This window comes from Variovorax sp. KBW07, from assembly GCF_003852515.1.
Classification (GTDB): Bacteria; Pseudomonadota; Gammaproteobacteria; order Burkholderiales; family Burkholderiaceae_C; genus Variovorax.
Window position 1 is genome coordinate 23,645 of record NZ_QAJK01000114.1, and the last position, 9,617, is coordinate 33,261.

Sequence of the window (9,617 nt, forward strand, 5' to 3'; positions counted from 1 at the left end):
AAAGCCCCCCGACGAGCCCCCGATTTTGAGGACGCCATGAGCGCAGACCCGCATAACCAGGCCACAGAAGAAGCCCACACCGGGCCCATCAAGAACCCGAAGCAACTGCTGCTGGCGGTATTTTTCTCCTTCATTGCCCCGATCCTGATCATCGTGGGACTTGTCTCCTACGTGGTCTCGGGCACCAAGCCCTCGGGCACCGCGGAGGGCGACAACATGGCGCTCTACGGGGTGACCAAGGAAGCCCGCGACCGCGAACTGGCCGAGCGCCTGAAGAAGGTCGGCGCCATCGAGATCCGCGACGCCAACCGGCCGCTCGCCGCTGGCGAGGCCGTGTTCAAGGCGCAATGCGTGGCCTGCCACGGCGCTCCCGGCATTCCCGGCGCGCCTCACCTGAACGATGCCGCGGCTTGGGGCCCTCGCATCGGCCAGGGCTATGCCACCCTCCTCGAACACGCCCTGAAGGGCAAGGGCGCCATGCCTCCCCAGGGCGGCGGCGACTTCGAAGACCTCGAAATCGGCCGTGCCGTGGTCTTCATGGCCAACGCCGGTGGCGGCAAGTTCCCGGTGCCGGACCGTCCGGCTGCGGCGGCGCCCGCGGAAGGTGCTTCCGCGGCAACGCCCGCAGCGCCTGCAGAAGGCGCTTCGGCTGCGGCACCCGCAGCAGCTGCGGCTCCTGTCGCCAAGTAAGCGTTTCCTCACACCAACGAAAAAGCCGGCCCAGCGCCGGCTTTTTTCATGGGCGATGCAAACCCCGGGCTAGTGTTTTGATAGCGCGGGCGCTGCCTCGGCATGCTGCGCCGCCGGGCTCAGCACATGGCCGAAGCGGCCGGGCAGCTCGCTGGCCTGCACAGGCTCGGGCGTCCAGAGGCCGCGTTCGACAGCCTCGGCCGCAATGCCCACGTCCTGCGTGTGAACCAGTCCGAGCCCGATCGGAGCCACAAGATAGAGCCGGCCCTCTTCGTCCAGCAGGCAGGCCGACACGTCGACCGCCTTGCCGGTGTGCGAGGTGACCGTGAAGCCATCGCCCTCTTGCGCCACGCGCCACACCAGCGGCGCGGCCTCCAGTTCCACGTAGACGCGCTGCGGCCCGTTCTGGAAGAACCACTGCCCTTCGTCGTCGTGCTCGTAGTTGCGGTGAATGAAGTCGATCAGCTTGTCGTGCCGCAGCATCGAGCCCTTGGCCACTCGGAACGGGCCCTGGGCCTGCGTACGGTCGTCGCGCATGTACCAGTTGCCGCGCGCGTCCAGGCCCAGCCAGCCGTAGCAGTCGGGCACGTTGGGCCATTTGGCGAGCGCCTGTTTGACGATGTCATCCATAACGCGTCATTCTCGCGCCGGCCGCGCGCCCGCACCGTCAGCCAATGCGCCGCCATGCACCTGCAGCCAGTCGCCGACCTGCTCGGGCATGGCCCGCACATGCGCCGGCGGCGGCCCCATCGGAAAGCCCACGTGGCCGCCCTGCCCGGGCTGCCACAGCGTGACATGCGCCCCGACCTCGCCGGGGCGCGGCAGGCTGCGCGCGGGAATGAAGGGGTCGTTGCGGGCATTCACCACCAGCGCCGGCACGCGGATGCGGTCCAGGTGCGGCTTGGCCGAGCCCCGCGCCCAGTAGTCCTCGGTGTCGCGAAAGCCGTGCAGCGGCGCGGTGAACACGTCGTCGAAGGTGTAGAGGTCGCGCGCGGCCAGCAGGCGGTCGCGGTCGAACAGGCCCGGAAACTGCGCCAGCTTGGCCAGTGCCTTGGGCTTCATGGTCTGCAGGAACATGCGCGTGTAGACCAGCCGGTTGAAGCCCCGGCCGATGGCGTCGCCTCCCGCCGCCAGGTCGAGCGGCGCGCACACCGAGGCCACTGCGCTCACCGTCCGGGCTGCCGTGTCCCCTGCTTCGCTGGCCCAGCGCATCAGCGCATTGCCGCCGAGCGACACGCCCGCGGCCAGCACCGGCCCGCCGCCGCGCAGCACGTGCTGCTCGCGCATGCGCGCCAGGATCCAGCCGATTTCCTCGAAGTCGCCCGAGTGGTACGCGCGCGGCGCCAGGTTCAGCTCGCCGCTGCAGCCGCGGAAGTGCGGCACCGCGAACGCCATGCCGCGCGACGCGGCAAAGGCCGCGAAGGCTTCGGCGTAGTGGCTGCGCGAAGAGCCTTCGAGCCCGTGGAACAGCACCAGCAGCGGCGGCCTGGCCACCGAAGCGGACGCGGGCGCATCGACGAAATCGACATCGACGAAGTCGCCATCGGGCGTGGTCCAGCGCTCGCGCCGGTAGACCGGTGCCGGCCCGTCGAAGCGGCGTGCGTAGAGCGCCGCCCAGATCGTCTGCAGGTTGCCGCCGGGCAACCAGCGCGGCGCCGCGTAATCCATCGACGAGGCACGCGAAGATGAAGCGGCAGGGGAAGAAGAAAGAACGGCGGAGGACATCGATCGATCAATGCAGGGTTTGGGGCGGATCGTTCGCGTCGTCGGGTTCGCGCGCGCTGCCGGGGCTCGCGTGGTGCGCCACCAGGCGCCAGCCCTGCGCGGTCTTGTGATAGACGTTGGTGGCCAGCACGAAGGCATGGCGCGGGCCTTCGGCGGTGAGCACCTCGATGCGCTCCAGCACGTTGTGCACCGCGCTCGCGAGCGATTCGATCTTGCGCACCCGCGCCGGCTGGGCATGGATGGCGCCATTGCTGAACATCTGCTCGAAGGCCAGGCGGATCGCCACGGCGCCCACCAGGCGCGGGCCGCCGGGGTGCACGCAGAACACCTCGTCTTCGTCGGCCCAGCAGGCCATCAACGCATCGATGTCGCCGCGTTGCAGCGCTTCGTAGAAGGCGGCTTCGACGTCATCGGCGGTGCCGCCGATGGCCGCTGCGGCGCGGAGTGGTGTCTTGGGCATGGCGTGATTTTGCCGCGCCGTCCGTGACGGCGGCACTGCACCGCTTTGGTCCGGCCCGCACCGCGCCGCGGCAATCTCTTCGATTCGTCCGCTCCGTTTTGGACCATTTGGTCAAACACAAACCTCCAAAACAACTCAACCCATTGATTTGAAAGAACTTATTCAACTGGCACGGCGCATGCAAGGAGCTTCGCAACCCGCAACAGGAGCCCTTTCATGAACGTCGGCATCTTCATTCCCATCGGCAACAACGGCTGGCTGCTTTCCGAAAATGCGCCGCAGTACAAGCCCAGTTTCGAGCTCAACAAAGAGATCACCCTGAAAGCCGAGCGCTACGGCGTCGACTTCGCGCTGTCGATGATCAAGCTGCGCGGCTTCGGGGGCAAGACCGAGTTCTGGGACCACAACCTCGAGTCGTTCACGCTCATGGCCGGGCTCGCCGCGGTCACGACGAAGATCAAGCTCTTCGCCACGGCCGCCTCGCTGGTCATGCCGCCGGCCATCGTCGCGCGCATGGGCTCGACCATCGACTCGATCTCCAACGGCCGCTTCGGCCTGAACCTGGTCACCGGCTGGCAGCGGCCCGAGTACTCGCAGATGGGCATGTGGCCCGGCGACCAGTTCTTCAGCACGCGCTACCAGTACCTGTCCGAATACATCCAGGTGCTGCGCGACCTGTGGGGCAAGGGCCAGTCCGACTTCAAGGGCGACCACTTCCAGATGGACGACTGCCGCCTGAGCCCGCGACCGCAGGCCGACATGAAGGTCATCTGCGCCGGCCAGAGCGATGCGGGCATGGACTTTTCCGCGAAGTACGCCGACTACAACTTCTGCTTCGGCAAGGGCGTGAACACGCCCAAGGCCTTCGCGCCCGCCGCCGAAAAGCTCATCGAGGCCACGCGCAAGACCGGCCGCCACGTCACCACCTACGTGCTGATGATGGTGATCGCCGACGAAACCGACGAGGCCGCGCGCGCCAAGTGGGAGCACTACAAGGCCGGCGCCGACCACGAGGCCATCGCCTGGCTGGGCCAGCAGGGCGCGGCCGACACCAAGTCGGGGGCGGACACCAACGTGCGCCAGATGGCCGACCCGACCTCGGCCGTGAACATCAACATGGGCACGCTGGTCGGCTCCTACGCAACCGTCGCGCGCCTGCTCGACGAAGTGGCCGAGGTGCCCGGCACCGAAGGCGTGCTGCTGACCTTCGACGATTTCGTGCAGGGCGTCGAAGCCTTCGGCGAGCGCATCCAGCCGCTCATGAAGAGCCGCGCGCACGTGCAAAGCCCGGTGGCCTCGCAGGTCGAACCCGAGCGCCTCGCAGCTTGAGAAAAGAGGCGCACATGACCACGCCCGCACGCAACGCCACCCTCACCTCGACCACGCCGGTCGGCGCGCCGCGCCTGCCCGGCGCACCCGCACCGATGGTGCTGCCCGCGCGGCCCGAGCCGCTCGCGCTGCACGCCACCGACTCCGCCCTCATCGTCGTCGACATGCAGAACGCCTATGCGTCGATCGGCGGCTATGTCGATTCGGCCGGCTTCGACATTTCGGGTGCGCAAGGCACCATCGCCAACATCGCGCGCACCATCGCGGCGGCCCGCTCGGCCGGCATGCTGGTCGTGTTCTTGCAGAACGGCTGGGACGCGGCGTACGTGGAAGCGGGCGGGCCGGGCTCGCCCAACTGGCACAAGTCGAACGCGCTCAAGACCATGCGCGCCAGGCCCGAACTGCAAGGCAAGTTTCTCGCCAAGGGCGGCTGGGACTACGAGCTGATCGACCCGATGAAACCGCAGCCCGGCGACATCGTGGTGCCCAAGACGCGCTACAGCGGCTTCTTCAACAGCACGCTCGACAGCACCCTGCGCGCACGCGGCATTCGCCACCTGGTGTTCACCGGCATCGCCACCAACGTGTGCGTCGAGTCGACGCTGCGCGATGCCTTCCACCTCGAATATTTCGCCGTGATGCTCGAAGACGCGACGCACGAACTGGGCGGCGCGGCCATCCAGCAAGCCTCGGTCTACAACGTCGAGACCTTCTTCGGATGGGTCTCCACGGTGGAGCAGTTCTGCAGCACCTTCGCGCCGCAGGCGGTTCACCAAAACGCCACGGCCAATACAGCCGACACGGCCATTGCCTGATTCACTTCCAAGGAGTTCCCGAATGCCCAAGCAAGCCATCATCCCGCCCGGCACCGGCGTGCCGCTCGCCCCGTACGTCCCGGGCACGCTCGCCGACGGCGTGCTCTACGTGTCGGGCACCCTGCCCTTCGACAAGGACAACAACGTGGTCCATGTGGGCGATGCCGCCGCGCAGGCGCGGCACGTGCTCACCACCATCCAGGGCGTGGTCGAGGCCGCCGGCGGCACCATGGACGACGTGACCTTCAACCAGATCATGCTCAAGGACTGGGCCGACTACGCGAAGATCAACGCGGTGTATGCCGAGTTCTTTCCCGGCACCAAGCCCGCGCGCTACTGCATCCAGTGCGGCCTCGTGAAGCCCGACGCGCTGATCGAGATTGCCTCGATCGCGCACGTCGGCAACAAGGGCTGAGTCTCATGACCTCGCTGCACTATGAGGTGCATGGGCCGTCGGACGCGGCAGCCACTGTGCTGCTGTCGTCCGGCCTCGGCGGCTCGGCCGGCTTCTGGCAGCCCCAGCTCGGCGCGCTGGTGGATGCGGGCCATCGCGTCCTCGCCTACGACCAGCGCGGCACGGGCCGCAGCCCCGACGCGCTGCCCGAGGACGACTACGCGATCGCCGACATGGCGCTCGACGTGATCGAGATCCTCGATGCCACGAACACGGCGCGGTGCCACTTCGTGGGCCATGCGCTCGGCGGATTGGTCGGCTTGCAGCTCGCGCTCGATGCGCCCGACTGCGTGGCGAGCCTGGTGCTCATCAATGCATGGTCGAAACCGAATCCGCATTCGGCGCGCTGCTTCGATGCGCGGCTCGCGCTGCTCGGCGCGCTCGGTGCACGCGCGTATGTGGAAGCGCAACCGATCTTCCTGTACCCCGCCGCCTGGTGCGCCGAACATGCACAGCGCGTGGCCGACGAGGTCGATCACGCCTTCGCACATTTCCCCGGCGAATCCAACATGCGTGCGCGCATCGCGGCACTGCGTGCCTTCGACGTCGACGCGCACCTTGCCGACATCACGGTGCCCACGCTGGTGACGGCCGCAAGAGACGACGTGCTCGTGCCCTGGACCTGCTCGCAGCGCCTGGCCGATGGCCTGCGCGACGTGACGCTCGACTTCATGCCGCACGGCGGCCATGCCCACAGCGTGACCGAGGCCGATGCCTTCAACCGCAGCCTGCTCGACTTTCTCTCGCGGGTGAGCACACCCGCCCCATCCACAGTTCCCGCATGACCACCACATCCACGCTCGACGACGCAGCCCTGTCGCTTCTTTTCACCGGCGCGCGCAGCCACAACGGCTGGACCGGTGAACCGGTGTCCGATGCACAACTGCAGCAGGTCTACGCACTGGCCAGCCTCGGCCCGACATCGGCCAACTGCTCGCCCGCGCGCTTCGTGTTCGTGCGCACGCCCGAAGGCAAGCAGCGCCTGGCGCCCGCGCTTTCCAAGGGCAACCTCGACAAGACCATGGCCGCGCCGGTCACCGTCATTGCCGCATGGGACCGCAAGTTCTACGACAAGCTGCCCACGCTGTTCCCGCATGCCGATGCGCGCAGCTGGTTCACCGGCAGCCCCGAGGCCGCGCACGAAACCGCCTTTCGCAACGCCAGCCTGCAGGCCGGCTACCTGCTGCTCGCGGCGCGCGCCGTGGGCCTCGATGCCGGGCCGATGTCGGGCTTCGACAAGGCGAAGGTCGATGCCGCTTTTTTCGAGGGCACCGACTGGACCGTCAACTTCCTCATCAACCTCGGCCACGGTGATGCGTCGAAGGTGTTCGGCCGCCTGCCGCGGCTGCCCTTCGGCGACGCCTGCCTGCTGGCCTGAAGAAAACGTCGCGACATGCTGAACTCGATGGCCTCCCACAACCCCGCATCGAACAATCCCGCCGGCCTGCCACCCGGCTTGCCCAAGGCCGACTATCGCAACGCGATGGCGCGGCTGGGCGCGGCGGTCAACATCATCACCACCGACGGCCCCGCGGGCCGCGCCGGCTTCACGGCCTCGGCCGTGTGCAGCGTGACCGACGAGCCGCCGATGCTGCTGGTGTGCCTGAACCGGTCCGCCTCGGTGTACCCGGCCTTCAAGGCCAACGGCGTGCTGTGCGTGAACGTGCTGGCCGCGGGGCACCAGACGCTCTCGACGCTGTTCGGCGGCAAGACGCCGATGGACGAACGCTTCGCGGCCGGCAACTGGAGCCGCAAGACCACCGGCTCGCCGATGCTCGACGACGCGGCCGTGTCCTTCGACTGCCGCGTGCTGCACGCCACGCACGCGGGCACGCACGACGTGCTGTTCTGCGAAGCGGTGGCCATTGCCATCGGCGGGGCGGCGCAGGGGTTGATCTACTTCGACCGCCGGTATCACGAGATCGCGGTACCGCCGCAGCACTGAGTTCCCCCTCTGGTCCCCTCTCCCCTCGGGGAGAGGGTTAGGGTGAGGGGGCAGCGGCGCTGGCAAGAGCAGCAGTGACGTCAATGCCGCAACCCTCACCCCAGCCCTCTCCCCAAGGGGAGAGGGGGCAAGATTCAGCGTGGCGTGATGCCCTGCAGCACGATGCGCTGGACGTTCTCCACCGTCTGCTCGAAGAACGCCGCGTCGTCCAGCGTGTGCCCCGTCAGCGCCTGCACCTGCACCCCGAAATCCGCGTAGTGCTGCGTGACCGCCCACAGCGCGAAGATCAGGTGGTGCGGATCGACCGGCGCCAGCTTGCCGGCCGCGACCCAGGCCTTGATGACTTCCGATTTCTTCTCCACCAGCGTGCGCAGCTCGCGGTCGAGTTCATCGCGCAACAGCGGCGCGCCCTGGATCATTTCAAGACAGAACAAACGCGAGGCGTCCGGCCGGTCGCGCGAGACCACCAGCTTGCGCCGGATGTAGTCGCCGATGGCTTCGCCCGGGTCCTGCTCGGCGCTGAAGCCGCGCAGCGGTTCGAGCCACAGCGCGAGCAGGTCGCGCAGCACGTTGACGTACAGCTCTTCCTTGTTCGCGAAGTAATAGAGCAGGTTGCTCTTCGACACGTCGGCGCGTGCCGCCACCTGGTCGATCGACGTGCCGTGCAGCCCGAAGCGCGAGAACAGCCCCAGCGCGGCACCGAGGATGGCGCTGCGCTTGTCTTCGATCTGCCGCAGCCGGCGGTTCACCGCGGACGCACTGCGCACCGCGGGCTTTGCGCGCTTGCGCGCCGGCTTGTCGGTGCTGGTGGTGGTGTTGCTGGAGCTGCTGGCTGCGGCCAGCGCCTTGGTCTTCGGCATCTTCCCTCGTTTCTTCTGGATTCCGGATTCATTCGGCTGCGAACAAAACGCTTGCACGAGCCGTACCCGCAAGCCCTTCGGCATTGCGGCGCACCACTGTAAGGCCAGCATGCATCGCCTTGCGCCACGACCGCTTGCAGGCCCCGCGCCGCGCACCATGCTGACGCGGCAAAAGCGATTTGTCCATTTGGTCCAACTGGCACAGACGTTGCATGGAGAACGGGCAGTACGAACGAACGTCGCCAGCATGGCGCTGGCCAGTGTCAAGCACAAGGAACGTCCATGACCCTTCTGTCTGTCCCCATCATCGATCTCGCACCCTACTTCGCCGGCAGCCCCGAAGGCAAGGCGGAGGTCGCGAAGAAAGTCGACGAAGCCTGCCGCAGCATCGGCTTCCTGGTCATCACCAACCACGGCATTTCCGCGGACCTGGTCTCGCGCGTGTCCACGCTGTCGCGCAAGTTCTTCGACATGCCGCTGGCCGAGAAGCGCAAGGTCGACCGGCCGCGCGAAGACGCGGTGCGCGGCTACAGCGCGGTCGGCGAAGAGGGCCTGTCGTACAGCCTCGAAGAAGCGGCGCCGGGCGACCTGAAGGAATCGTTCTCGGTCGGCCCGTCGAACGTGCCCGACGACGACTACCACCGAGGCCCCGCCGCGGGCCCGCACTTCGAGCCCAACAGCTGGCCGCCGATCGACGGCTTCCGCGAAGCCTACGAGGGCTACTTCGAGGCAATGAGCGATCTCTCGCGCTCGCTGATGCGCATCTTCGCGCTGGGCCTTTCGCTGCCGGAAAATTTCTTCGACGACAAGATCGACGCGCACATCAGCATGTTCCGCGTGCTGAGCTATCCGCCGCAGCGCGAGCAACCGCTGCCAGGCCAGTTGCGCGCGGGTGCGCACAGCGACTACGGCAGCCTGACGATCGTGCTGCCGGACGACAAGGGGCTGCAGGTGTTCAACAAGGCGGGCCAGTGGGTGGACGTTCCGCAAGTGGAAGGCGGGCTGGTGGTGAACATTGCCGACCTGATGATGCAGTGGACGAACGACCAATGGGTATCGACGTTGCACCGGGTGATAAACCCACCCTTCGAGGTGGCGAGCACGAACCGGCGGCAGTCGCTGGTGTTCTTTCACCAGCCGAATTACGACGCGATGGTGGAGTGCTTGCCCAGTTGCCTGTCACCTGGCGAGCAGCCGAAGTACGCGCCGATTTCTTCCGGTGACCACCTGACCTCGAAGTTCGTGAAGCAGACGACCTTCGGGGGGACGAAGGTGACGGCCTGAATGACTTGCTGTTCTGTTCGTGGCGTTGTTTTGAGCGCTGCTGTTCAGGGCGACG

The 9,617-nt window shown here is 67.3% G+C and carries 12 protein-coding genes; 8 read left to right on the forward strand and 4 right to left on the reverse strand.

The features are described 5' to 3' along the window. Nucleotides 1–36: 36 nt before the first annotated feature. Complete coding sequence (locus DBV14_RS21770) at nt 37–690, forward strand: cytochrome c5 family protein (protein WP_124461979.1); 654 nt, start codon at nt 37–39, stop codon at nt 688–690. Nucleotides 691–759: 69 nt separating this feature from the next. Here the strand turns inward: DBV14_RS21770 and DBV14_RS21775 are convergent, their stop codons facing one another. The 3 genes from DBV14_RS21775 to DBV14_RS21785 all read right to left on the reverse strand — a co-directional run bounded on the left by DBV14_RS21775 (nt 760) and on the right by DBV14_RS21785 (nt 2,875). Beyond that, nucleotides 760–1,320, reverse strand: a complete 561-nt coding sequence (locus tag DBV14_RS21775; protein ID WP_124461981.1) for a DUF2946 family protein — start codon at nt 1,318–1,320, stop codon at nt 760–762. A gap of 6 nt (nt 1,321–1,326) precedes the next feature. Further along, nucleotides 1,327–2,358 carry a YheT family hydrolase gene (locus DBV14_RS21780; protein WP_185546087.1) on the reverse strand — a complete coding sequence of 344 codons (1,032 nt, stop codon included), beginning with the start codon at nt 2,356–2,358 and terminating at the stop codon, nt 1,327–1,329. A gap of 64 nt (nt 2,359–2,422) precedes the next feature. Next, nucleotides 2,423–2,875 (reverse strand): nuclear transport factor 2 family protein, encoded by a 453-nt coding sequence (locus DBV14_RS21785; protein ID WP_124461985.1) that lies wholly within the window; start codon nt 2,873–2,875, stop codon nt 2,423–2,425. Nucleotides 2,876–3,091: 216 nt separating this feature from the next. Here DBV14_RS21785 and rutA point away from each other — a divergent pair, with 216 nt between their 5' ends. From rutA to rutF, 6 genes are read left to right on the forward strand one after another with little or no spacing between them, the layout of a single operon-like run. Next, entirely contained in the window at nt 3,092–4,204 is a 1,113-nt protein-coding gene (gene rutA / locus DBV14_RS21790) for a pyrimidine utilization protein A (protein WP_124461987.1), read from the forward strand. A gap of 14 nt (nt 4,205–4,218) precedes the next feature. Further along, on the forward strand, nt 4,219–5,019 hold the full coding sequence (rutB, locus tag DBV14_RS21795) for a pyrimidine utilization protein B (protein WP_124461989.1): 801 nt from the start codon (nt 4,219–4,221) through the stop codon (nt 5,017–5,019). 22 nt (nt 5,020–5,041) lie between these two features. Further along, nucleotides 5,042–5,434, forward strand: a complete 393-nt coding sequence (rutC, locus tag DBV14_RS21800) for a pyrimidine utilization protein C (RefSeq protein ID WP_124461991.1) — start codon at nt 5,042–5,044, stop codon at nt 5,432–5,434. Nucleotides 5,435–5,439: 5 nt separating this feature from the next. Beyond that, a complete protein-coding gene (gene rutD / locus DBV14_RS21805; RefSeq protein ID WP_124461994.1) occupies nt 5,440–6,258 on the forward strand; it encodes a pyrimidine utilization protein D in 819 nt (272 codons plus the stop codon). Next, nucleotides 6,255–6,851 carry a malonic semialdehyde reductase gene (locus DBV14_RS21810; protein WP_124461996.1) on the forward strand — a complete coding sequence of 199 codons (597 nt, stop codon included), beginning with the start codon at nt 6,255–6,257 and terminating at the stop codon, nt 6,849–6,851. Before rutD ends, DBV14_RS21810 begins: the two co-directional genes overlap by 4 nt. Nucleotides 6,852–6,866: 15 nt before the next feature. Beyond that, nucleotides 6,867–7,418: an NADH-dependent FMN reductase RutF gene (gene rutF, locus DBV14_RS21815; protein ID WP_124461999.1), complete on the forward strand. Its 552-nt coding sequence runs from the start codon at nt 6,867–6,869 to the stop codon at nt 7,416–7,418. 134 nt (nt 7,419–7,552) lie between these two features. Here rutF and rutR read toward each other — a convergent pair whose 3' ends face one another. Further along, nucleotides 7,553–8,278 (reverse strand): HTH-type transcriptional regulator RutR, encoded by a 726-nt coding sequence (gene rutR, locus DBV14_RS21820; RefSeq protein ID WP_124462000.1) that lies wholly within the window; start codon nt 8,276–8,278, stop codon nt 7,553–7,555. A gap of 282 nt (nt 8,279–8,560) precedes the next feature. Between rutR and DBV14_RS21825 the strand changes: the two genes are divergently transcribed. After that, complete coding sequence (locus DBV14_RS21825; RefSeq protein ID WP_124462002.1) at nt 8,561–9,562, forward strand: isopenicillin N synthase family oxygenase; 1,002 nt, start codon at nt 8,561–8,563, stop codon at nt 9,560–9,562. Nucleotides 9,563–9,617: the final 55 nt, after the last annotated feature.

Coding starts and splice junctions, on each gene's coding strand:
- DBV14_RS21785 (WP_124461985.1), bottom strand. CDS start 2,875: ATGCCCAAGACACCACTCCGCGCCGCAGCGGCCATCGGCGGCACCGCC.
- DBV14_RS21770 (WP_124461979.1), top strand. CDS start 37: ATGAGCGCAGACCCGCATAACCAGGCCACAGAAGAAGCCCACACCGGG.
- rutD (WP_124461994.1), top strand. CDS start 5,440: ATGACCTCGCTGCACTATGAGGTGCATGGGCCGTCGGACGCGGCAGCC.
- rutF (WP_124461999.1), top strand. CDS start 6,867: ATGCTGAACTCGATGGCCTCCCACAACCCCGCATCGAACAATCCCGCC.
- rutB (WP_124461989.1), top strand. CDS start 4,219: ATGACCACGCCCGCACGCAACGCCACCCTCACCTCGACCACGCCGGTC.
- DBV14_RS21780 (WP_185546087.1), bottom strand. CDS start 2,358: ATGGATTACGCGGCGCCGCGCTGGTTGCCCGGCGGCAACCTGCAGACG.
- DBV14_RS21825 (WP_124462002.1), top strand. CDS start 8,561: ATGACCCTTCTGTCTGTCCCCATCATCGATCTCGCACCCTACTTCGCC.
- DBV14_RS21810 (WP_124461996.1), top strand. CDS start 6,255: ATGACCACCACATCCACGCTCGACGACGCAGCCCTGTCGCTTCTTTTC.
- rutC (WP_124461991.1), top strand. CDS start 5,042: ATGCCCAAGCAAGCCATCATCCCGCCCGGCACCGGCGTGCCGCTCGCC.
- rutR (WP_124462000.1), bottom strand. CDS start 8,278: ATGCCGAAGACCAAGGCGCTGGCCGCAGCCAGCAGCTCCAGCAACACC.
- rutA (WP_124461987.1), top strand. CDS start 3,092: ATGAACGTCGGCATCTTCATTCCCATCGGCAACAACGGCTGGCTGCTT.
- DBV14_RS21775 (WP_124461981.1), bottom strand. CDS start 1,320: ATGGATGACATCGTCAAACAGGCGCTCGCCAAATGGCCCAACGTGCCC.